This window comes from Pseudomonas sp. DE0010 (genome assembly GCF_007680745.1).
GTDB classification, from domain to species: domain Bacteria; phylum Pseudomonadota; class Gammaproteobacteria; order Pseudomonadales; family Pseudomonadaceae; genus Aquipseudomonas; species Aquipseudomonas parafulva_B.
The window spans coordinates 28,416-50,968 of record NZ_VEJQ01000016.1; the positions used below are offsets into that span (position 1 = coordinate 28,416).

15 protein-coding genes are annotated in these 22,553 nt (G+C 65.4%); 12 read left to right on the forward strand and 3 right to left on the reverse strand.

Going from position 1 to position 22,553, the window contains the following annotated elements; all coding sequences use genetic code 11:
* Positions 1-6 precede the first annotated feature (6 nt).
* From FS767_RS13575 to FS767_RS13630, 12 genes are all read left to right on the forward strand, one after another.
* Positions 7-1,308 carry a DotU family type VI secretion system protein gene (locus FS767_RS13575; RefSeq protein ID WP_144966218.1) on the forward strand — a complete coding sequence of 434 codons (1,302 nt, stop codon included), beginning with the start codon at positions 7-9 and terminating at the stop codon, positions 1,306-1,308.
* On the forward strand, positions 1,305-4,814 hold the full coding sequence (gene tssM / locus FS767_RS13580) for a type VI secretion system membrane subunit TssM (protein WP_144966220.1): 3,510 nt from the start codon (positions 1,305-1,307) through the stop codon (positions 4,812-4,814). Before FS767_RS13575 ends, tssM begins: the two co-directional genes overlap by 4 nt.
* Complete coding sequence (gene tagF / locus FS767_RS13585; protein ID WP_144966222.1) at positions 4,811-5,467, forward strand: type VI secretion system-associated protein TagF; 657 nt, start codon at positions 4,811-4,813, stop codon at positions 5,465-5,467. Before tssM ends, tagF begins: the two co-directional genes overlap by 4 nt.
* Positions 5,464-6,183, forward strand: coding sequence for a PP2C family serine/threonine-protein phosphatase (locus FS767_RS13590; protein ID WP_144966224.1), 720 nt, complete (start codon positions 5,464-5,466; stop codon positions 6,181-6,183). Before tagF ends, FS767_RS13590 begins: the two co-directional genes overlap by 4 nt.
* A gap of 8 nt (positions 6,184-6,191) precedes the next feature.
* Positions 6,192-9,191 (forward strand): serine/threonine-protein kinase, encoded by a 3,000-nt coding sequence (locus tag FS767_RS13595; RefSeq protein WP_144966305.1) that lies wholly within the window; start codon positions 6,192-6,194, stop codon positions 9,189-9,191.
* Positions 9,191-9,895 (forward strand): ATP-binding cassette domain-containing protein, encoded by a 705-nt coding sequence (locus FS767_RS13600; protein ID WP_144966307.1) that lies wholly within the window; start codon positions 9,191-9,193, stop codon positions 9,893-9,895. Before FS767_RS13595 ends, FS767_RS13600 begins: the two co-directional genes overlap by 1 nt.
* Positions 9,895-11,097 (forward strand): FtsX-like permease family protein, encoded by a 1,203-nt coding sequence (locus FS767_RS13605; RefSeq protein WP_144966226.1) that lies wholly within the window; start codon positions 9,895-9,897, stop codon positions 11,095-11,097. The genes FS767_RS13600 and FS767_RS13605 overlap by 1 nt, the downstream gene beginning before the upstream one ends.
* Positions 11,090-12,892 (forward strand): SUMF1/EgtB/PvdO family nonheme iron enzyme, encoded by a 1,803-nt coding sequence (locus tag FS767_RS13610; RefSeq protein WP_144966228.1) that lies wholly within the window; start codon positions 11,090-11,092, stop codon positions 12,890-12,892. Before FS767_RS13605 ends, FS767_RS13610 begins: the two co-directional genes overlap by 8 nt.
* A gap of 73 nt (positions 12,893-12,965) precedes the next feature.
* Positions 12,966-13,865 (forward strand): type VI secretion system-associated lipoprotein TagQ, encoded by a 900-nt coding sequence (gene tagQ / locus FS767_RS13615; RefSeq protein ID WP_144966230.1) that lies wholly within the window; start codon positions 12,966-12,968, stop codon positions 13,863-13,865.
* A gap of 127 nt (positions 13,866-13,992) precedes the next feature.
* Entirely contained in the window at positions 13,993-14,886 is an 894-nt protein-coding gene (locus FS767_RS13620; protein ID WP_144966309.1) for an NAD synthetase, read from the forward strand.
* The gene (locus FS767_RS13625; RefSeq protein WP_058638522.1) at positions 14,883-15,323 is read left to right on the forward strand and encodes a hypothetical protein; all 441 of its coding nucleotides are present in this window, start codon (positions 14,883-14,885) and stop codon (positions 15,321-15,323) included. The genes FS767_RS13620 and FS767_RS13625 overlap by 4 nt, the downstream gene beginning before the upstream one ends.
* Before the next feature lie 32 nt (positions 15,324-15,355).
* Positions 15,356-15,814, forward strand: a complete 459-nt coding sequence (locus tag FS767_RS13630; protein ID WP_144966232.1) for a hypothetical protein — start codon at positions 15,356-15,358, stop codon at positions 15,812-15,814.
* A gap of 196 nt (positions 15,815-16,010) precedes the next feature.
* Here the strand turns inward: FS767_RS13630 and FS767_RS13635 are convergent, their stop codons facing one another.
* The 3 genes from FS767_RS13635 to FS767_RS13645 form a co-directional block, all read right to left on the reverse strand.
* Positions 16,011-17,297, reverse strand: a complete 1,287-nt coding sequence (locus FS767_RS13635; RefSeq protein ID WP_144966234.1) for an MFS transporter — start codon at positions 17,295-17,297, stop codon at positions 16,011-16,013.
* A 543-nt stretch (positions 17,298-17,840) separates the two neighbouring features.
* A complete protein-coding gene (locus FS767_RS13640) occupies positions 17,841-19,094 on the reverse strand; it encodes a ribonucleotide-diphosphate reductase subunit beta (protein ID WP_023536270.1) in 1,254 nt (417 codons plus the stop codon).
* A 215-nt stretch (positions 19,095-19,309) separates the two neighbouring features.
* On the reverse strand, positions 19,310-22,189 hold the full coding sequence (locus FS767_RS13645) for a ribonucleoside-diphosphate reductase subunit alpha (RefSeq protein WP_023536265.1): 2,880 nt from the start codon (positions 22,187-22,189) through the stop codon (positions 19,310-19,312).
* Between the last annotated feature and the right edge of the window lie 364 nt (positions 22,190-22,553).

A 22,553-nucleotide genomic window follows, 5' to 3' on the forward strand; every position in this document is an offset into this window, starting at 1 on the left:
CCCGCGATGCACCCGGACGATCCGCTGGCCAACGACCGTACCCAGTTCATGCCGCGCCCCGGGGGCCGCGCCGCGCAACCGGCCCCGGCCCCGGCTCTCGCGCCGTTGCAGGTGCCGGCCGAGCCGCTGGCGCCCGGCCAGGGCATGGGCCTCAACCCACTGGAGCAGGCCGCCGGGCCGCTGCTGGCCTTGCTTACCCGTCTGCGCAACACCATCGCCCACTCAGCGCCGGCCAGCCTGCGCGCGCAGTTGCTGGCCTACCTGCGCGAGTTCGAAACTCGTGCCGAAGCTGCTGGGGTCGCGCGTAACGAGGTGCTGCTGGCGCGCTACGCACTGTGCACCGCGCTGGACGAGGCGGTGCTCAGCACGCCGTGGGGCAGTGCCAGCGACTGGAGCCGGCAGAGCTTGCTGATCACCGTGCACAACGAGGCCTGGGGCGGCGAGAAAGTATTCCAGTTGATGGAGCATTGCCTGCAAAGCCCGCGCGAACGACTCAACCTGCTGGAGCTGCTGTACCTGTGCACCAGCCTCGGCTTCGAAGGCCGCTACCGGGTCATGAACGATGGCCGCGCCCAGCTCGAAGCACTGCGCGAGCGCGCCGCTGCGGCGATTCGCAGCGCCCGTGGCGAGCGCGAGCGCGAACTGTCGCCGCACTGGCGCGGGGCGACCGTAAGCCGCGATCGCCTGGCCCAGTTCGTGCCGCCATGGGTAGGCCTGGCGGTGGCCGTGGCGTTGCTGTTGCTGTTGCTGTTCGGTCTGCGCCTGAAGCTGGCTGCCGATGCCGAGCCGGTGTTCCGTGGTATCCACGCGCTGGGCGAGATCCCGGTGCAGGCCATGGACCGCCCGGTGGTGCAGCCCAAGCCGGTGCAGCGCCCGCGCCTGGCCGGGTTCCTCGCCGAAGACATCAAGGCTGGCCGGGTCGCCGTCGAAGATGCGGTGGACCGTTCGGTGGTGACCATTCGCGGCGATGAGCTGTTCGCCAGTGCCAGCGCCAGCATCAAGGGCGATTTCCAGCCGTTGATGCTGCGCATTGCCGAGGCCGTGGCCAAGGTCAAGGGCAACGTGCGGGTGACCGGGCACAGCGACAACCAGCGCATCGCCACACTGCGCTTCCCGTCCAACTGGGCCTTGTCGCAGGCGCGCGCCGAAGAGGTCAAGGGCCTGCTCGCTGCGCGCACAGGGCAGCCCGAGCGCTTCAGCGCCGAAGGATTAAGCGACACCGAACCGCTGGCGTCGAACGACACCGCGCAAGGTCGGGCGAAGAATCGCCGGGTTGAAATCACCGTGCTGGCGGAGGGCGTCGAGTGAAGGCGTTGTTCAGTTTTGTCATTCGCTGGGTGATCCCGCTGCTGGGCCTGATCGCCCTGAGCCTGATCATCTGGTTTGTCGGGCCGTTGCTGGAAGTGCTGGCGCCGCCCGCACCGCGCTGGCTGCTGATTGTCCTGCTGTTCGCCGTGTGGGGCGCCTACCGCGCCTGGCGCATCGTGCAGGCGCGTCGGCAGGCGGCCAAGGTCATGCAGAGCCTGGCCGCCGAGACCGCCCCGGACCCGGCCAGCGTGGCCACCGCCGAAGAGCTGGCCGCCCTGCGCCAGCGCATGGACGAGGCCCTGGCCCTACTGAAAAAGGCCCGCCTGGGCGGTGACGAGCGGCGCAACCTCTACGAGCTGCCGTGGTACGTGATCATCGGCCCGCCCGGTTCCGGCAAGACCACCGCGCTGGTCAATTCCGGGCTGCATTTCCCGCTGGCCGCGCAATTGGGCGAGGGCGCCATCCGCGGGGTGGGCGGCACGCGCAACTGCGACTGGTGGTTCACCGACCAGGCGGTGCTGCTCGATACCGCCGGCCGCTACACCACCCAGGACAGCCACGCCCAAGTCGACAAGGCGGCCTGGCTGGGCTTCCTCGACCTGCTCAAGACCCAGCGCTCGCGCCGCCCGATCGACGGTGCGTTCATTGCCATCAGCCTGGCCGACCTGCTGCTGGGCAGCGACGCCGAGCGTGCCGCCCATGCTGTGGCGATCCGTGCGCGCATCCAGGAACTGTACAGCCAGCTGGGCGTGCGCTTCCCGGTGTACCTGATGCTGACCAAGCTGGACCTGGTGCCGGGCTTCACGGAGTTCTTCGACAACCTGGGCAAGGACGAGCGCGCCCAGGTGTGGGGCATGACCTTCCCGCTGGATACCCTCGAGCAGGGGGCTGACAGCCCGTTGGCACAGTTCGACAACGAGTTCGGCCTGCTCGAACAGCGCCTTGGCGAGCGCCTGGTCGAGCGCCTGCAACAGGAACGCGACCCGACCCGGCGCGACCTGATCTACGGCTTTGTGCAACAGTTCGCCGCCCTGCGCGGCGACCTCAAGGGCTTCCTCGATGGCATCTTCAAGCCCAACGCCTTCGAGGCGCGGGCGTTGCTGCGCGGTGTGTATTTCACCAGCGGCACCCAGGAAGGCAGCCCCATCGACCGGCTGATCGGCAGCATGGCCCAGAGCATGGGCCTGGACCGCGCGCAGCTGGCGCGCCAGAGCGGTAGTGGGCGCAGCTATTTCATCGAGCGACTGTTCACGGCTGTGGCCTTCGCCGAGCGCGGTCTGGTCGGCAGCAACCCCAAGGTTGAACGGCGGCGCAGGTGGATCGCCCGTGGCGCGCTGGCCCTGAGCGTGGCGCTGGTGCTGCTGGTCGGCACCTTGTGGGCACTCAGCTACCGTGCCAACCAGCAATACATCGCCGAGGTCGACAGCCGCCTGCAGCCGCTGGGCAAGAGCGTGCAAAGCCTGAGCCCGGCGCAGCGCAACGTCGTCGAGGTGCTGCCGTTGCTCAACACCGTGCGCCATCTGGCCGACGACCCACCCAGCTGGGCCGAGGGCCTGGGCCTGTACCAGGGCGACATGCTCGAAAGCGAATCGCAAAGCCTGTATCGCAAGCTGCTGATCGCCATTTTCGCTCCGCGCCTGGTGACCCGCATCGAGGAGCAGCTGTACGCCGGCGGCCCGTCGGACTACCTCTACGAAGGGCTCAAGGCCTACCTGATGCTGGCCGACGGCGAACACTACGACGCGGACTTCATCAAGGCCTGGATCACCCTGGACTGGGAGCGCCAGCTGCCTCGCGACCTTGCCCCTGATCTGCGCCGGGCCTTGGAACAGCACCTGGCAGCGCTGTTCGACAAGCGCCTGCCAAATGCCCGCCTGGACCAGCGCCTGATCGACGACACCCGGCGCCAACTGCAACAGCTGCCGGTGGCCCAGCGCGTCTACGACCGGGTCAAGCGCCAGAAGCTGCCGGCTGGGGTCGAAGACTTCCGCGTCAGCGACGCGGCCGGCCGCGATGCGGCCCTGGTGTTTCGCTTCAAGAGCGCCAAGCCGCTGAGCGAGCCGCTGCCGGGGCTGTTTACCGTGCTGGGTTACCGCCAGGCGTTTCTGGCTGCCAGCCTGACGCAGAGCACCACGCTCGCAGAAGAGCGCTGGGTACTCGGCCGCGCGCCGGGCGAGGCGGGCGATGCCAGGCGCCTGGCCGACGATGTGCAGCAGCTTTACTACCAGGATTACATCCGCCACTGGGATGCCCTGCTCGACGACCTGGACTTCGTGCCGATCACCAGCGTCGGCCAGGCCGCCGACGTGCTGCGGGTGCTGTCCGGGCCCAGCTCGCCGATGAAGCTGCTGCTGCAGGCGGTGGCGCGGGAAACCAACCTGGCGCAGCCGACCACCCTCGACAAGGTTCAGGACAAGGCCCAACAGGCCGGTGTCGACCAGTTACGCCAGCGTCTCGGCGGCCTGCTCGGCGACGCCCCGCTGCCGGCCGACAGCCCCGCTGCCCGCACCCAGGACCCGGTGACCGCGCACTTTGCCCAACTGGCTGCGCTGGTTGACAGCGGCGAAGGCCAGCCGGCCGCCATCGACGGCCTGCTCACCGACCTCAACGCGCTTTACGTGCAAGTCAGCGCCATGGTCGGTGCCAGCGGCGACGCGCTGCTGGGTGAGGCCAAGAACCAGGCCCAGGCGGCGGCGCAACGGGTTGCCTTGGGCGCGGCGCGCCAGCCCAAGGTGGTGCAGAACCTGGTCAGCTCGGTACTCGGCTCGACCCACGGCGTGGTCATGGGCGGGGTGCGCAACCAGCTCAACGCCGCCTGGGCCAGCGAAGTGCTGAACGTCTACCGCCAGTCGCTCAGCGGCCGCTACCCGATGGTGGCCGGCAGCTCGCGCGACGCCACCCTGGAAGACTTCGGCCAGTTCTTCGGCGTTGGCGGGGTGATGGACAGCTACTTCCGCAAGTACCTGCAGCCCTACGTCAACACCTCCAGCACACCCTGGAGCTGGCAGCCGGGCGCGGCGCAGAAGCTTGGCATCAACAGCAACGTGCTGTACACCTTCCAGCGCGCGGCGACCATTCGCGATGCCTTCTTCCGCAGCGGCAATGGCCTGCAGCCAGGCGTGCGCTTCGAGCTCAAGCCAGTGGCGATGGACGCCAGCATCAACCAGTTTCTGCTCGACCTCGACGGCCAGCAGGTCAGCTACGACCACGGCCCGAGCCGCCCGGTGGCGCTGCAGTGGCCCAACCCCAACAGCATCGGCGTGGTGCGCCTGGCGATCGCGCCGCCGGCGGCCAGCGGCCGTTCTGGGTTGACCATGGAAGGGCCGTGGGCGTGGTTCCGCCTGCTCGACCAGTCCGACCTGGTGGCCGGCAGCTCGCCGGAGCGCTTCAACCTGCGCTTGCGCGTGGACGGCGCCAGTGTGTCGTACGAGCTGCGTGCCAGCAGCGCCTTCAACCCGTTCCGCAGCCGAGTGGTCAGCGGTTTCAGCCTGCCGGAGCGCCTGTGAACGACGTGGGTTTCTACGGAAAAATGGCCTGTCGCGGCGACTTCGTCAGCCGTGGCCTGCCACAGAGTTTCATCCAACCCTGGGACCAGTGGCTGGCCGCCGGTATCCAGGCCAGCCAGCAGGCGCTTGGCGAGGGCTGGCTGCAGGCCTACCTGGTCAGTCCGCTGTGGCGTTTTGCCCTGGCGCCCGGGGTGTGTGGCCCGGAAGCGGTGGTCGGCGTGCTGATGCCGAGCATCGATCGGGTCGGGCGCTACTTTCCGCTGAGCGTGGCGCAGCTGCTGGAGCCCGGCGTGGCACTTGCGGGTATCGTTGGCGGCGCCGATGAATGGTTCGAAGGGGTCGAGGCGGCGTTACTGGGCACGCTTGCCGCAGAGGCAACGTTCGAGCATTTCACGGCAGCCCTGCAGCCTTATCGCGACGCCCCCCCACTGCTGCAGGGGCCACGGCTGACCGTGGGCGGCTTGCAGCGGCTGAACGGCACCACCTCGCAAGGCCGGGCATTGGCCCTGGCCGAATGCGCCTGTGACGGCATGAGCCTGTGGTGGGGGCAGGGCAGCGAGCGGATCGAGCCAGGCCTGTTGCGCAGCCAGGGCCTGCCACGCAGCGAGCAGTTCGCCGCATTTTTACTGGGCAGCGAGGCGAGGCCGGCATGAGCAGCGTGCGCTACAGCGCGGCCAGCTACAGCCATGTCGGCATGGTCCGCAAGATCAACGAAGACGCTTGCCTGGAGCTGACCTGGGATGGCCTGTGGGCCGTTGCCGACGGCATGGGCGGGCATGCCGCCGGCGATTATGTCAGCAGCCTGGCGGTGGACAGCCTGCGCCAGTTGCCGCTGATCGATGGGCTGGAGGAATTCACCCAGGCCTTGCGCGACACCTTGGCCCGGGTCAACCGTGCGGTGCGCGAGCAAACCCTTCGCCAGGGCGTGGCGATGATGGGCAGCACGGTGGTGGTGCTGGCCGCACGCGGCGACCGCGCCGTGGGCCTGTGGGCCGGTGACAGCCGCCTGTACCGCCTGCGCGGTGGCCGCATCGAGCGCCTGTCGCATGACCACAGCTATGTCCAGGAACTGCAGGACAGCGGCCTGCTCAACGAGGCCGAGGCCCGCATGCACCCACGCGGCAACATCGTCACCCGCGCCATCGGCGTCGAGGACCAGCTCGACCTGCAGGCGGTGAGCGTGCAGGTGCAGCCCGGCGACACCTACCTGTTGTGCAGCGATGGCTTGAACAAGACCGCCGAAGACCACGAGATCGCCGATGTGCTCGGCCATGCCGACCCCTACCAGGTGGTCCGCAGCCTGGTGCACCTGGGGCTGACCCGTGGCGCGCCCGACAACATCACCGCCGTGGTGGTGAAGGCGAATTGAAGAGCACCCTGAACATGCAGATTCCCGGATTCGACATCGACAGCGAGATTGGCCAGGGCGCCATGGCCAGTGTCTACCTGGCCACCCAGCGCTCGCTGCAGCGCAAGGTGGCGCTGAAGGTGATGGCCGCAAGCCTTGCCGCCGACCCCATCTTCTGCGAACGCTTCCTGCGCGAAGGGCGCACCCTGGCGCGTCTGTCGCACCCGCACATCGCCACCATCCATGACATCGGCAATATCGGCGAGCTGTACTACATGGCCATGGAGTACCTGCCCAGCGGCACCCTGAAGGAGCGCCTAGCCGCCGGGCTTGCGCCTGAGCAGGGCCTGCTCTACGTGCGGCAGATCGCCCAGGCGCTGGGCTATGCACACGCCCAGGGCTTGGTGCACCGCGATGTGAAGCCGGCCAACATCCTGTTCCGCGCCGACGGCACGGCGGTGCTCTCGGACTTCGGTATCGCCAAGTCTTTGGATGACCGCACCCAGTTCACCCAGGCCGGGTTCGCCGTCGGCACCCCGAGCTACATGAGCCCGGAGCAGGCGCGCGGCATGGACATCGACGGCCGCGCCGACCTGTATGCGCTTGGCGTGGTGCTGTACGAGATCCTTGTCGGCGAGCTGCCTTACCGTGGTACCGATGCCTTGTCGACCGCACTGGCGCACCTGACCGAGCCGCTGCCGGAACTGCCGATCGAGCACGGGCGCTTTCAGAGCATCCTGCGCGGCTTGCTGGCCAAAGACCCCGAGCAGCGCTTTGCCGATGCTGCCGCGTTGCTGGCAGCGCTCGGCCGCTTGCCTGTCGATCACCAGGACAGCACAGTGATCCGGCCATTGCCGGTGGCGATGCCGGGCAAGGCTGAGCTGGGCGGACTGACGCCGGTATCCATCGATATCCCGCAGGCCGTAACTGCGCCAGTCGCCAGCCCCGCGCCTGCGCCGACCCGGCCGCAACCGAGCGCGCCAGCGCAAGCCGGCCCGGGCAAACCGGCCAAAGCGCTGCTGGCCGTGGCCATCGCTGCGGCGCTGGGCCTGGGGGTGACTTGGTTGTGGTGGCCGGCCGATAGCGACCAGCCGGCTGCGCCGCCGCCGGTGACGCAAGCCGCCAGCCAGGTGCAGACACCGGCCACGCCGCCACTCGCCGCCAGCGAGGATGGCCGGCCATTACTGATGCCAGGCAAGAAAACCCTGTTCCAGCGCGTGCTGAGCAAGCCCGAGGCGCAACTGCTGGCGCGGCCCGGCGACAGCGCGGGTGAGCCCCTGCCGGCTTTTTCGGTGCTGTACGTGTACCAGCGTAAGGACATCGACGGCCAGCAGTGGCTGGAAGTTGGCACCTCCAGCGCCGGCCAGCGCGATGGCTGGTTGCCGGCGACCCAGGCCAGTGACTGGAAGCAGAGCCTGGTGCTCAAGTTCACCGAGCGTTCCGGCCGTTCACCGGTGATGTTCATGCGTCAGGCCGATGACCTGCAGCAGCTGCTCGACGACAGCGGCAAGGCCCGCGCCGAGCTGCTCAAGGCGCAGCAGCAGCCGGAGCAGGCGCCGCAGGTGCTGGCGCTGGAGCCGGCCGCCAGCGCGGTGCCGCAGAACCAGTTCTACCTGATGCCGATCTTCGACTATCGCGAAAGCTTCGGTGCCGACGGCCAGCCGGTGCAGTTGCTCAACGTCGCCTCCATCGACCCTGGCAGCCGCGCGCGCAGCCAGCCGGCCACGGCTGCCGGCGCGGCGCTTATGGCGGACAACCGCTTCCGCACCGGCATCGTCCTGGTGGTCGATACGTCGGTGTCGATGCAGCCGTACATCGACCGGGTGCGCCAGGTGGTCAGCGAACTGCAGGCGCAACTGGCCGCGCGTGGCGAGCTGGACAACGTCAGCTTCGGCCTGGTGGGCTTTCGCAACAGCGTCAAGCGCACCCCCGGCCTGGATTACCTGAGCAAGACCCTGGTCAGCCTGGAGCAGGGCCGCGACCCGGCGCGCTTCCTCAAGGCCGCCGCGCAGGTCAAGGCCACCAGCGTTTCCAGCCATTCGTTCAATGAAGATGCCTTCGCCGGGGTGATGCAGGCCGTCGAGGGCATGGACTGGTCCGGCTACGGCGGGCGTATCGTGCTACTGGTCAGCGATGCCGGCGCGCTGCGCAAGAACGACCCCTACAGCAGCACACAGATGAACGAGGCCGAGGTCCGCCAGGCTGCGCTGAGCAAGCAGATCAAGATCTATGCCCTGCACCTGCGCACGCCAGCCGGGGCGAACAACCATGGCGCAGCCGAAAGCCAGTACCGCGTGCTGACCGCCGACAGCAACCCGCAGATCGGCGACCTCTACGTGGGCGTGCCGGGCGGCGATGTCGGGGCCTTTGGCGAGCGCGTGCGCGAGATCGGCTCGACGTTCGCCGAGCTGGTGCACCAGGTGCGCCAGCAGCAGGCGCAGCCGCTGCCGCAACTGCACGCCGGGGCAACCCTGGCGGCCAAGACCCAGGCCATCGGCTATGCCATGCACATGGACTTCCTCGGCCGCGCCGGCGCCAGCCAGGCGCCGCAGCTGGTCAGCGCCTGGGCCGCCGACCGCGACCTGATCAACCCGGCATTGCCGAGCCTGCAAGTGTGCGTGATGCTGACCAAGCTGCAGCTCAACGACCTGCAGCAGTCGCTGAAGCTGATCGTCGATGCCGCGCGCAAGACCCGCAGTTCGCCAGGCGATTTCTTCAATGAAATCGCCAGCGCCAGCGCTTACATGAGCCGCGACCCGGGCGCGCTGGCCAAAGGCGCCAACCTGGCCCAGGGCGGGGTACTCGGCGAATACCTCGAAGGCCTGCCGTACCGCAGCAAGTCGCTGAGCATGACCGAAGACCTGTGGCTGTCGCTGTCGGTGGCCGAACAGGAGGACTTCATTGACGAGCTGGACTCGAAGATCCGTCTGTACGAAACCTTCCACAACGACATGGCCAACTGGGTGCGTTTCGGCAAGGCCGAGCCCGGCGATGCCCTGTACCGTGTGCCGTTGTCGACGCTGCCGTGATGATCAGCCTGCACGGGGTGCGCAAGACGCGCGGGCAGGGCGCCCAGCGCTACAGCCTGCAGATTGACCAGCTGCAGCTGGCGGCGGGCGCGCGGGTGGCGCTGGTCGGCCCAAGCGGCTGCGGCAAGAGCACCTTGCTCGACCTGCTGGCGCTGGTGCTGGCGCCGGATGCCGCCGACGCTTTCGTCGTCGCCGGCAGCGACGTGGCCGGCCTGTGGCAGCAGGGCCGCCTGGACCGGTTGGCAGCGCTGCGCAGCCGCCAGCTGGGCTACGTGCTGCAGGCTGGCGGGTTGCTCGGCTTTCTGGATGTGCGCGGCAATATCCGCCTGCCCCGGCAGCTGCTGGGGCTAGCCGAGGACGGCAGCGTCGAGCGCCTGGCCGAAGCGCTGGATGTGCACGATCAGCTGGCCAAGAAGCCTGCCGCGTTGTCGCTAGGGCAACGCCAGCGAGTCAGCTGTGCCCGCGCCCTGGCGCATGCGCCCGCGTTGTTGCTGGCCGATGAACCTACCGCAGCGCTGGACCCGGTGAACGCCGAGCGGGTCATGCAGCTGCTGCTGCGCGAGGCCCAGGCACGCCAGGTGACCTGTGTGCTGGCCACCCATGACGAAGCATTGGCACGCCGGGCCGAGTTGAGCGTGCTGCGCATGGCCTGCCGCCGCGATGCCGACGGCGGCGTCACCGCCACACTGGGGCAGGCCTGCTGATGCGCGCGTGGCTGATCGCCGGCCTGGCCTGGCAGGACTACCGCAACGATGCGCGGCTGTCGGCGTGCAGCGTGCTGGCATTGGTCGCAGTGATCGCACCGTTGCTGGTGCTGTTCGGGCTCAAGTTCGGCCTGGTCGGCAGCCTGACCGAGCGCCTGCAACGCGACCCGGCGGTGCGCGAGATCGTGCCGCTGGGCGGGGGGCGTTTCCGCGCCGATTTCATCCACGAACTGGCGCAGCGACCGGACGTTGCCTTTGCCATCGCCCGTACCCGGCAGATCGCCGCTACCGCCGAGCTGTTGCTGCCGGCACGCGGGCGTGCGGTGACCGTGGAGATGCTGCCGACCGCTGCCGGCGACCCGTTATTGCAGCAGGTGACGCCGCCGCAGGGGCTGCAGCAGGTGGTATTGAGCTTTACCGCCGCTGAAAAGCTCGGTGCCAAGGCCGGTGACGAGCTGCATGCCAGCTTCAGCCGGCAGCAGGCCGGCCAGCTGCAATGGCGCCAGACCCGCCTGCAGGTGGCGGCGGTGCTGCCGCTGGCGGCGTTCGAGCGCGATGGCCTGTTCGCCTCTCTGGCCCTGCTTGAGGCGGTCGAGGACTACCGCGACGGGCGCGGCGTGCCGGCGCTGGGCTGGCCGGGCGAGGCCGCAGGCAGCGATACCCGGCGGGTGTACCCGGCGTTTCGCCTGTATGCCCGGGGGTTGGCCGATGTCGAGCCGATGCGCGCGTATTTCGCCGAACGCAAGTGGCTGGTATCGACCCAGGCGGCGCAGATCGCCCAGGTGCAGGCGCTCAGCCGCAACCTCGACCTGGTGTTCTGGATCATCACCAGCCTGGCCGTGGCCGGTGCCCTGGCTGCCATCGCCGCTGGCGCCCTGGCGGCGGTACAGCGCAAGCAGCGCGAACTGGCGGTGCTGCGCCTGCTGGGGTTCGGCACGGCGGCGCTGCTGCTGTTCGTGGTGCTGCAGGCGCTGTACAGCAGCGTGCTGGCGGCGGCCGCAGCCGGCGGCCTGTACCTGCTGGCCGAGCAGGGCTTGAACCGAATATTCACGCAGGTGCCCGGCGAACACGCCAGCCATCTGTTGCCGATGCATTACCTCGTTGCGTTGTCTGCGGTGCTGCTGGCCAGCACCGCCGCCGCTGCCTTGGGCGGCTGGCGGGTGACGCGCATCGATGCCAGTCAAGGAATCCGTGATGTCTGAACTTCGCGCTGGGGCTGCGGCCCTGTTGTTGACCACGCTGGGCCTGGCCGCCTGCTCACCAGGCGCCGAAGAGCCGCCTGCCAAGCCGCAGGCCACCGCTGCCAGCGCCCCGACACAGGCACAGGCACCGGCACCGGCCGTCGACACCAGCAAGCTGGACAACCCCAAGCCGTTGCCGGGTGACGTCAGCCTGCCGCTGCCGTGCGGCGGCGAGTTGGTGCTGCGCAGTGTCTATGTGCTGGCCCAGGGCAGCCTGGACGACCGCGAGGTCAACCTCGGCTACCCGTTCAGCGAGGGGGAGGCCGGCTACCAGCAGTCGTTCATTTCCGGCTACCGGCGTGACTTCATCAACGGCCAGTTCAGCCTGCACGACCTTTCCGCCGACTGGCAGAAAGCCGTCGCCCCGAGCCTACCCAGGCTCGACCAGGCCGGCCCGCTCAAGCCGATGATGTATTTCATCGGCAAGTACGAGGTCAGCGCCCGCCAATACGCGCAGGTGATGGCCCAGGCGCAATCGCTGGCCAGCGGCGAGCCGGCGCCGGCCTGCCAGCCCGACACCACGGCGGCCGGGCGCCTGCCCAAGGTCAAGCTGTCGCGTTTCGAGGCCGAGCGCTTCGCTGCGGTGTACAGCGCCTGGCTGCTCAAGTATCACCGCGAGCTGCTGCCGGTCAGTGGCCGTGGCAGCAAGGCCGAGGACGGCGGGGTCGGCTTCGTGCGCCTGCCCACCGAAGTGGAGTGGGAGTTCGCTGCCCGGGGTGGCTCGGCGGTGAGCCGCCAGGAGCTGGAAGGGCGCCTGTTCCCGCGCAAGGTGCCGGGCAGTGACAGCGACGGGCCGCTGGCCGATTGGGCAGTGTTCAACCAAGTGGCCGGTGGCACCGGGCAGGCTGCCCGGCTGATGCCGATCGGCACCCGCCTGCCAAACCCGCTGGGGCTGTTCGATATGATCGGCAATGCTGCGGAAATGGTCCAGGAGTCGTTCCAGCTGGTGCATGCCGGCCGCCTGCAAGGCGCCTATGGCGGCTTCGTGGTCAAAGGCGGCAATTACCTGGAAGGCGAAGGGACATTGTTCACCGGTATGCGCCGCGAGTACCCGCTGTTCGGCGCCGACGGTACCGAACAGCGCAACGAGACCACCGGCTTCCGGGTGGCCATCGGCGCTCTGTCGGCACCCCGTTCGCGCTACCAGGAACTGTTCGAGCAGTGGCAGAAACAAGGCCGCCTGACCAGCCTGACCGATGACATCGACGCCGCCCAGGACCCGACCAAGCGCCTGGACAGCATCATCGCCGCCACCACCGACCCACGCCAACAAGCCGAGCTGGGCCTGGTCAACGAAGAGCTCAAGCGCAGCGTGTCGCTGATCGGCCGCCAGCGCGAGGAAGCTGCCGGCAACCTGATCCAGTCCGCCGCGCTGGTGGCCGAGACCATCAACAACTACAACATCCGCCTGACCAACCTGCGCAACACCCAGGCCGAGGCTCAGGCGCGCGGTGACCAGACCAGCGTGCGCATGTACGCCGCCGCCATCAGCAACGGCCGCGCCGCCCTCGATGGCGCGGTGGCGATCTACATCGACAACCTGGCCAGTGGCACGCGCTACACCGAGGCGGTGATCCAGGCGCAGTTCCAGCGGGTCAAGGAAGAACTCAACCGCAAGCCGGTCCTGGGCAACAGCCTGGTGAGCCGTGCGACCCTGTTCGTCCGCCACGTTGGGGAGTACCGCCAGAACCGGCGGGCCGACCCGGCGACGATCCTCAAGGAGCTCCTGGCATCGGCCGCGGCGCGGCCCTCGTAGTAGTAGCTTCTGCTTGACGTACCCACGGTGGGCATGAGGCCCGCCGTTTTAACCAACCACGTGAGAAAGTGACATGCTCAAGACCCTCTTCACGGCTTCCCATGCCCGTTCCGCCCTGCTGCTCGCCGCAGGTTTCAGCACTGTCCTGGTCGCCGGCTGCTCCAGCTCGCCAGTGTCCAAGGTGGGTGCCACGACCAAGGTCGAGTACTACCCGAGCTGCTACGAGCCGGTGCAGCACCTGCGTTCCACCGACGGGGACATGACCCGCTCGGTGGCCAGCGGTGCGGTCATCGGCGCCCTCGGCGGTGCCTTGACCGGCGCCCTGATCGACGGCGACAACCGCGGCCGCAATGCCGCCATCGGTGCAGCAGGTGGTGCCCTGGTGGGTGGCGCCGCCGGCTACTACACCGAGCGCCAGAAGCAGATCAGCGACGACAAGCAGCGCATCGCCTCGTACGCCACTGACATCGACAAGAGCGCCGCCGACCTGGACCGCACTACGGCCTATGCCAAGGCTTCGCAAAGCTGCTACCAGCGTGAGTTCACCAGCCTGATCAACGGCCGCAAGGCCAACCGCATCAACGACACCGAAGGGCGCAAGCGCCTGGCCGAGATCGTCTCGGGCCTGCAGGAGTCGAACAAGCTGCTGGCCACCGTCAATGGCCGCGTCGCGGAAAACCTCGACAGCTACACCCAGGCCTACGAGCAGGACCTCAAGCAGGTTGGCGTGGCGCGTACCGAAGTCGCCACCGTGGCCGCACCGGCCAAGACCACCGGCAAGAAGACCCAGGCCAAGAAGGTCAACAAGGCCGTGCCGCAAGAGGCCGTAGCCACCGAGAAGACCCTGCAGAAGGCCGCCACCAAGAAGGCCGAGGCCCAACAGGTGGCCAACGCTGGCGTGGACCAGGTCAACAAGATGTGCCGCAGCCCCGACATGGGTGACTGGGCGCCGGTACCGTGCCCGAACGTGTAACCCCACGCTGCGTTGCGCTCGCGCCGCTGCACCCGCAGCCCGTGTGCAGGTCGCCTGACCTGCCAGGGACGCGGTTGCGCCGGCGCAGCGGCTTTTTGAAACTAGGAGAGTTGTTGTGACAGACCTGATGACCGACGTGCTCGGCGGCTACCGGCAGCAAATGGCACGCCAGCGGTTGTTGCTGACCCTCGACCAGCAGAAGCTATTCAGGGCCATTGATTCCGACCCGGGTATCGTTGGCGCGGGTGTTGTTTACATCGATGCCCAGTACAACGTGATCGTCCTGCGCGAATTCAAGCCGATCTGCAGCATCGCGCCCAAGCGCGTGATTTTGCAGGAGGCGCCACCTTACAAGTCACCTGAACAGTTCATGACCCAGCTGCAGACCGGCGCTCGTGAGCGCAAGGTGATGGGAGAGGCTGTGAACGCCAGTTTGAGTTGCCTGTCGGCCTACCTGGGTTGGGTCGTCATGTTCAGCGGCACCATTGCCGTACCTTTCACTGGCGGCGCCAGCATGGTGTTGACGGCGGTCGGTTATGCCGCCGCAGCGGCAGGGACCGGGCAGTGCATGATGGGCGGGTACCGGGTGTTCAACGAAGTGTTCGACCCTGGGCAGAACGACTGGCTCGACAGTAATGACACGGTCCAGACGGTAATGAGCATACTCGACGGCGTAGCGCTGGCCGGTGTGGGCGCATCGAGCCTGAACACCGTGCGTTTCCTGCAGGCACGCAAAGCGGCGACCGGCAAGGGCTGGAGAGAGCTGTTCCAGAGCCTGTCGCGGCAGCAGCGCAAGGCCCTGGCCGAGGAACTTCTGCAGATCAAGCACCCGTCGCTCACCGCCAAGCAGCTGAAGCTGAAGCAGGCGGCGGGTACCGCGATCAAGCGTTTCACCCCCACCCAAATCCAGCACGCCACGCATACCTTGATCAAGGACTCGATTGGCGGCTTGTCGGGTTTTGCCAGCAGTAGCTTCGTGCAGTCGGTTGCCGTGGGGCTTTATGAGGAAATTTACGAATGACCCATGGCCAGGAACTGCAAGCATTCCTTTCCCGTTATTTCGGCGTGTTCATTGCCGAGTTTTTCTTTTCCTGCATGGCGCTGGGCGGCACCGTCTCGCTGGTGTTCTCCACCTATATGCGCGGTTCAGACCCTGAACTCTCGGTGATGGTGCTGGCGGCAGCCGGTGTAGTGAGCGCCGCCTCGCATATCGCCATGGTGCGTGGCTTTGCCTGGGGCGTGCGCGGTGTGGTCGGCATCCTCGTGGTTGCCTTGCTCGCCGCATTGCCCAGCTACGGTTATCGCCCGCACATGGGGGGGTATATTTCCGTCCTGGTGTTCGGTTTGCTGGCTCTGCTGATCATCAACAGCCAGCGCTACCGGGACATGCGTGTTCGCCTGATGGAGTATCGGGACATCCGTAAATTCAACCGCCGGGTAGCGAAAGCCGGTAAATGACACCTTTGTATTGATGTAACGAGGTTATCTGGATGAATCTGCGCCGAAAGCGTACCTGGCTTGGCGGTTTGCTGTTGCCCTTGCTCGCCGCCTGCAACGGGCACAAGGTCGAACGCGTCGTGGTGTATGAAAACGACGTCCATCACTGGCGCATCGAGCACGTGGTAGCGCACAACTGGCCTGCTGGGTCTCGCCAGTACTACGAGGTATTTCTCAAAGACCGCTTGCTGATCCTGCCCGCCAACACCTTCAACGACGTGCGCGACATCCGCGAGTTCATTGCCGCCGGCGGCTTCGATATCAGCAACTGGCGTAACGATACGGTCGTTGTGGCGTTCGAGAACGTTCAGGAGCGCAAGGGCGGCAACGAGCACTTTGTCCGCTCGCTGATGATCACCCCGACGCACCAGGAAGGGGAGGTGATACTGGCCGACATGACCACCCGCCAGCAGGTTGCCGTGCAGCGGGTGGAGCCGGGTGGTGATCACTAATGTGCATAACGACTTGCGTTGCACCTGTAAGGTGAACAGCGGACTGAGAGGCAAGTGAAACCGGCCTCTCTGCTGCCATTGCCATTGGCGCTTCCCTCTGCTTTGCGCTTGCGTGGCCTGAGCGCCCGACCCATTCTGGGCGGATAACAGCACTGCCAGGGACACTGGTCCCCGGCAACTCTTGGCGCGTGACGGTTCAAATTGGAACCCGGTCCTTCCTTGCTATTCGACGATACAAAACAACCGTCGAGCACAGCGCACACAGTGCAGCGAATGCGACCCAGTAAGCAGGCGCTGCTTTGTCACCGGTTTCATGGATCAACCAGGTCGACATGACCGGTGTGAAACCGCCGAACAGGGCCGTAGCCAGGCTATAGGCTAGGGAAAAGCCCGCTACCCTCACTTCGACTGGCATGATTTCCGTGAGCGCCGGGATCATCGCACCGTTGTACATCGCATAGAGGAAGGAGAACCACAGCAGTACCTCAAGCATGTGCGCGAAGCTTGCCGCATGGGCCAGGTAAGACAGTGCCGGGTAAGCGGTGAGCAAGGTGAGTACGGTCATGGCGATCAGGATTGGTTTGCGACCGAAACGGTCGCTGAGCGTGCCGCCGATGGGTAGCCAGATAAAGTTGGACACCCCTACCAGAAGCGTCACCAGCAACGCGTCGGTTGTGCTCAGGTTGAGTACAGTCTTACCAAAGGTAGGCGCGTACACCGTGATCAGGTAGAAGGCACTGGTGGTCATGGCGACCATCAGCATGCCTGCGATGACTATCGATGAGTTTTGACCAAGGGTGGCGATCACCTGCTTCATGGTCGGGCGATGCTGACGCTTCTCGAACGCTTCGGTTTCTTGCAGGTTACGGCGCAAGAAGAAGATGAACGGGATGATCAGGCAGGCAGCGGCGAACGGAATTCGCCAGCCCCACTCGCTGATCTCGGCTGGCGCCAGGCTCTGGTTCAGTCCATAACCCAACGCAGCGGCGACCACGATGGCGACCTGTTGGCTGCCGGATTGCCAGCTGGTATAGAACCCTTTGCGACCCGGTGTAGCCATTTCGGCTAGATAGACCGATACCCCACCCAGTTCAGCACCGGCGGAGAAGCCTTGCAGCAAGCGGCCAAGCAGTACGAGCGCGGGTGCCCAATAGCCGATCGTGGCGAAGCCAGGGACCAGGACGATGAGCAGCGTGCCACTCGCCATGATTGACAGCGTGACGATAAGGCCTTTGCGGCGGCCCACATCGTCGATGTAAGCGCCCAGAATCACCGCCCCCAGTGGACGCATGAGGAAACCGGCGCCGAACACCGCGAAGGTCATCATCAGCGAGGCGAATTCGCTGGAGGCAGGAAAGAAAGCAGAGGCGATTTGGGTGGCGTAGAAACCGAACAGGAAGAAGTCGAATTGTTCGAGGAAGTTACCAGATGTGACACGTAGAACCGCCGCGGCCTTGGACCGGGCGGGAGGCGAAGCAGGCATAGACGGTTCTCCAGCATAAATCTGTTTATCGTTGAGCGATTAAGCCCTTCGATTATGCTGGACACATCCTGAAATGCTTAATGAAACATTCTGATCACTGCGGTGCAGGGCGCAGTCACGCGACACGAGCGCTAACAAGCGCTTGTACCCATTCGCAAGTCATCGTTTGACGAAAGAACCGATTTTCAGCCGCAGATTTGCCAGATCACTGGTCTTTTCCAGGCTCTGGCTGCTTCTTCACGCCGGTACAACCCGCGTCGGCACCAGATAACGTTTTTGTCGCCAGGCGACAGGTGAGCGACCTCCGCTACATCGGCCGTAGACTTTCCGCCTGCTGTAGCACGTGTCGGAGGTGCAGTGAAGGGTTCAGCGTTGACTGAATTTCAGTACAAAGGCTGAATAAGAAAATTTCAGAGGGATTGGGTGCACAATGAGCTCATCCGGGCCTTGTGCACTCAATCAACATCGCTTGTAGCAGGAGGGGTTCAGTTTAGTGTTGGTGAAAAAACTTCAGCCAGAGGTGAAAACCTACGCGCTTGAAGATCAATCCCAGCTCAACGCCCCACCCGTCTGATACTCGATCACGCGCGTCTCGAAGAAGTTCTTCTCCTTCTTCAAGTCCATGATCTCGCTCATCCATGGGAACGGGTTGGTAGTCCCTGGATACTCTTCCTTCAAACCAATCTGGGTCAGGCGACGGTTGGCGATGAACTTGAGGTAGTCCTCCATCATCGCCGCGTTCATGCCCAATACCCCGCGTGGCATGGTGTCACGGGCGTATTCGATCTCCAGCTGGGTCCCTTGCAGGATCATCTGGGTGGCTTCTTCCTTCATCGCCGCATCCCACAGGTGCGGGTTTTCGATCTTGATCTGGTTGATCACGTCGATACCGAAGTTCAAGTGCATCGACTCGTCACGCAGGATGTACTGGAACTGCTCGGCCACGCCAGTCATCTTGTTGCGGCGGCCCATGGACAGGATCTGGGTGAAGCCGCAGTAGAAGAAGATGCCTTCCAGCACGCAGTAGTAGGCGATCAGGTTGCGCAGCAGTTCCTTGTCAGTCTCGACAGTACCGGTATTGAATTCCGGATCGGAGATGGCGCGGGTGTACTTAAGGCCCCAAGCCGCTTTTTTCGCGACCGACGGGATCTCGTGGTACATGTTGAAGATCTCGCCTTCATCCATGCCCAGCGACTCGATGCAGTACTGGTAGGCGTGGGTGTGGATCGCCTCCTCGAAGGCCTGGCGCAGGATGTACTGGCGGCACTCGGGGTTGGTGATCAGGCGGTACACGGCCAGGGCCAGGTTATTGGCAACCAGCGAGTCGGCCGTAGAGAAGAAGCCCAGGTTGCGCATGACGATGCGGCGTTCGTCCTCGGTCAGGCCGTCCTGGCTCTTCCACAGGGCGATGTCGGCGGTCATGTTGACCTCCTGCGGCATCCAGTGGTTGGCGCAGCCGTCGAGGTACTTCTGCCAGGCCCAGTCGTACTTGAACGGGACCAGCTGGTTGAGGTCGGCGCGGCAGTTGATCATGCGCTTCTCATCCACCGCCACACGGGCGGAGGAGCCTTCCAGCTCAGCCAGGCCTTCGGCAACATCCAGGGCATCCAGGGCCGCCTTGGCGCGCTTGACGGCCTCGGAGTCCGACGCCGTCGCGGCGCGAGCTTCCAGGGCCGCGGCACCGCCAGCGCTGTCGAGCTTGTCGAGGGTGGCGGCGGCGTGTGCCTGCGCAGGGGTGTTGCCTTTGGCGGCGACTTCGCCGTCATCTTCTTTATCGAATTCGTCCCAGCTCAGCATGGTGAGAGTCTCCTGCTCGAGGGCCATCTGTGGAGTATGGCCGGTAGATCTTGGTTGCGGTGCGGTGCACGCAAATCAGCGGTGCCCGTAGCGGGCTGGCCCCAGCGGCGTGGCTGCGGCTTTTGTATCGGGTAGCGGGGCGGCAGCGCCACACCCGCAGGCTTGCATACGGCTCTACAAAAAAGAGGCTTCCCGCAGGAAGCCTCGGCCTGGCCTTACTGGCAGGCTTCGCAGTCCGGCTCGTCGATCGCGCAGGCCTTGGGCACTGGCGCAGGGCCGGCTGCCTGGACCGGGGCGCTGTCGCCACCGCTGGACACGGCGTTGAGCTTGCCGGTGTTGATGGTCGACTTCTCGGTGCTGGTGGCGGCCAGGGCACGGAGGTAGTAGGTGGTTTTCAGACCACGGTACCAGGCCATGCGGTAGGTCACGTCCAGCTTCTTGCCCGAGGCACCGGCGATGTACAGGTTCAGCGATTGAGCCTGGTCGATCCACTTCTGGCGACGGGAAGCGGCGTCGACGATCCACTTGGTTTCCACTTCGAAGGCCGTGGCGTACAGGTCCTTGAGCTCTTGTGGAATACGCTCGATCTGCTGTACCGAACCGTCGTAGTACTTCAGGTCGTTGATCATGACCGAGTCCCACAGGCCACGGGCCTTGAGGTCGCGAACCAGGTACGGGTTGATCACGGTGAACTCGCCCGACAGGTTCGATTTCACGTACAGGTTCTGGTAGGTCGGCTCGATCGACTGCGACACGCCGGTGATGTTGGCGATGGTTGCGGTTGGCGCGATGGCCATGATGTTCGAGTTACGAATACCTTTCTGTACACGGGCACGGACCGGCGCCCAGTCCAGGGTTTCGTTCAGGTCGACGTCGATGTACTTCTGGCCACGGGCCTCGATCAGGATCTGTTGCGAGTCCAGCGGCAGGATACCTTTGGACCACAGCGAGCCCTGGAACGTCTCGTAGGCACCGCGCTCGTCGGCCAGGTCGCAGGAGGCCTGGATGGCGAAGTAGCTGACCGCTTCCATCGACTTGTCGGCGAATTCGACGGCAGCGTCGGAGCCATAGGCGATGTGCTGCAGGTACAGCGCATCCTGGAAGCCCATGATGCCCAGGCCCACCGGACGGTGCTTGAGGTTCGAGTTACGCGCTTGCGGCACCGAGTAGTAGTTGATGTCGATCACGTTGTCGAGCATGCGCACGGCCGTGTTGACGGTGCGTTGCAGCTTGGCGGTGTCCAGCTTGCCATCGACAATGTGGTTCGGCAGGTTGATCGAGCCCAGGTTGCAGACCGCGATCTCATCCTTGTTGGTATTCAAGGTGATCTCGGTGCACAGGTTCGAGCTGTGCACCACGCCCACGTGCTGCTGAGGCGAGCGCAGGTTGCACGGGTCCTTGAAGGTCAGCCACGGGTGGCCGGTCTCGAACAGCATCGAGAGCATCTTGCGCCACAGGTCCTTGGCCTGGATGGTCTTGAACACCTTGATCTTGTTGTACTCGGTCAGGGCTTCGTAGTACTCGTAGCGCTCTTCGAAGGCCTTGCCGGTCAGGTCGTGCAGGTCTGGCACTTCCGAGGGCGAGAACAGGGTCCACTTGCCGTCGTCGAAGACACGCTTCATGAACAGGTCAGGGATCCAGTTGGCGGTGTTCATGTCGTGGGTACGACGGCGATCATCACCGGTGTTCTTGCGCAGCTCGATGAATTCTTCGATGTCCAGGTGCCAGGTTTCCAGGTAGGCACACACAGCGCCCTTGCGCTTGCCGCCCTGGTTGACCGCAACAGCGGTGTCGTTCACGACTTTGAGGAACGGCACGACGCCCTGGGACTTGCCATTGGTGCCCTTGATGTAGGAGCCCAGTGCACGCACCGGCGTCCAGTCGTTGCCCAGGCCACCTGCGAATTTGGACAGCATGGCGTTGTCGTGGATCGCGTGGTAGATGCCCGACAGGTCGTCCGGGACGGTGGTCAGGTAGCAGCTCGACAGCTGCGGGCGCAGGGTGCCGGCGTTGAACAGGGTCGGGGTCGAGGCCATGTAGTCGAAGGACGACAACAGGTTGTAGAACTCGATCGCGCGCGCTTCCTTGTCCTTTTCTTCCAGTGCCAGGCCCATGGCCACACGCATGAAGAACACCTGTGGCAGCTCGAAGCGCACGCCATCCTTGTGGATGAAGTAGCGGTCGTACAGGGTTTGCAGGCCCAGGTAGGTGAACTGCTGGTCACGCTCGTGATCGATGGCCTTGCCCAGGCGCTCCAGGTCATAGGCTGCCAGTGCCGGGTTGAGCAGCTCGAACTCCACGCCCTTGGCGACGTAGGCCGGCAGGGCCTTGGCATACAAGTCGGCCATTTCGTGGTGCGTGGCGCTGTCGGCAACGTTCAGGAAGGCCAGGCCTTCGGCGCGCAGGGTGTCCATCAGCAGGCGAGCGGTGACGAACGAGTAGTTCGGCTCACGCTCGACCAGGGTGCGAGCAGTCATCACCAGGGCGGTGTTGACGTCCTTGATGGCCACGCCGTCGTACAGGTTCTTCAGGGTTTCGCGCTGGATCAGGTCGCCATCGACTTCGGCCAGGCCTTCGCAGGCTTCGCTGATGATGGTGTTCAGGCGCGCCATGTCCAGCGGCGCCAGGCTGCCGTCGGCCAGGGTGATGCGAATGCTTGGGTGCGGCTCGACCACGGCGTCGGTGCTGACGCGGGTGGCGCGCTCCTTGGCGCGCTGCTCACGGTAGATGACGTAGTCACGGGCGACTTTCTGCTCGCCGGCGCGCATCAGGGCCAGTTCGACCTGGTCCTGGATTTCTTCGATGTGGATGGTGCCACCCGATGGCATGCGACGCTTGAACGTGGCCGAGACCTGCTCGGTCAGGCGCGCGACGGTGTCGTGAATGCGCGACGAAGCGGCGGCGGTACCGCCTTCAACTGCGAGGAACGCCTTGGTGATGGCCACGGTGATCTTGTCGTCGGTGTAGGGGACGACAGTACCGTTACGCTTGATCACGCGCAGTTGGCCAGGGGCAGTGGCGGCCAGATCCTGATTGGATTCGGCAACCTGCGGGGCCTTGGCCTGCGGGTTCTCGCGAGTCGTGTCGGTTTGCATGGGTGGGTGTCTCCACAGTTTCTATATTGATCAGGCGCCCAATTGGGCGCCCACCGTTCCGTCCACTTGCTCGATTGCCTGGCGGGGATGCGCAACGCAAGCGCATCCGTCCGCGCGGGCGTACCGACTTCGGGACAGACTCAGGAATAAGGGCAATGGCTTGCCGCTCCCTGGCCGAAGTCAAAAGTTCCGGGTTGCCGGAATCTGTTGCTGATGAGTGCCAGGCTCGCCTGGTGCACCCATGCCCGAACAAGGCCCTGGCAGGGCTTGCCTCGGTCGCCTCCGCAGGAGCGGTTTGGCTGCTGAAACCACCGTAAGTTCAGCCGAAAAATCCGATGATTTTGCGGGTTGACTTTTGTAAGTG

Bases quoted from the DNA above. Each gene is read 5' to 3' on its own strand.
- FS767_RS13590 (WP_144966224.1), top strand. From the start codon at position 5,464: ATGAGCAGCGTGCGCTACAGCGCGGCCAGCTACAGCCATGTCGGCATG.
- FS767_RS13640 (WP_023536270.1), bottom strand. From the start codon at position 19,094: ATGCTGAGCTGGGACGAATTCGATAAAGAAGATGACGGCGAAGTCGCC.
- FS767_RS13645 (WP_023536265.1), bottom strand. From the start codon at position 22,189: ATGCAAACCGACACGACTCGCGAGAACCCGCAGGCCAAGGCCCCGCAG.
- FS767_RS13605 (WP_144966226.1), top strand. From the start codon at position 9,895: ATGCGCGCGTGGCTGATCGCCGGCCTGGCCTGGCAGGACTACCGCAAC.
- FS767_RS13635 (WP_144966234.1), bottom strand. From the start codon at position 17,297: ATGCCTGCTTCGCCTCCCGCCCGGTCCAAGGCCGCGGCGGTTCTACGT.
- FS767_RS13610 (WP_144966228.1), top strand. From the start codon at position 11,090: ATGTCTGAACTTCGCGCTGGGGCTGCGGCCCTGTTGTTGACCACGCTG.
- FS767_RS13620 (WP_144966309.1), top strand. From the start codon at position 13,993: ATGACCGACGTGCTCGGCGGCTACCGGCAGCAAATGGCACGCCAGCGG.
- FS767_RS13600 (WP_144966307.1), top strand. From the start codon at position 9,191: ATGATCAGCCTGCACGGGGTGCGCAAGACGCGCGGGCAGGGCGCCCAG.
- tagQ (WP_144966230.1), top strand. From the start codon at position 12,966: ATGCTCAAGACCCTCTTCACGGCTTCCCATGCCCGTTCCGCCCTGCTG.
- FS767_RS13625 (WP_058638522.1), top strand. From the start codon at position 14,883: ATGACCCATGGCCAGGAACTGCAAGCATTCCTTTCCCGTTATTTCGGC.
- FS767_RS13575 (WP_144966218.1), top strand. From the start codon at position 7: ATGCACCCGGACGATCCGCTGGCCAACGACCGTACCCAGTTCATGCCG.
- FS767_RS13630 (WP_144966232.1), top strand. From the start codon at position 15,356: ATGAATCTGCGCCGAAAGCGTACCTGGCTTGGCGGTTTGCTGTTGCCC.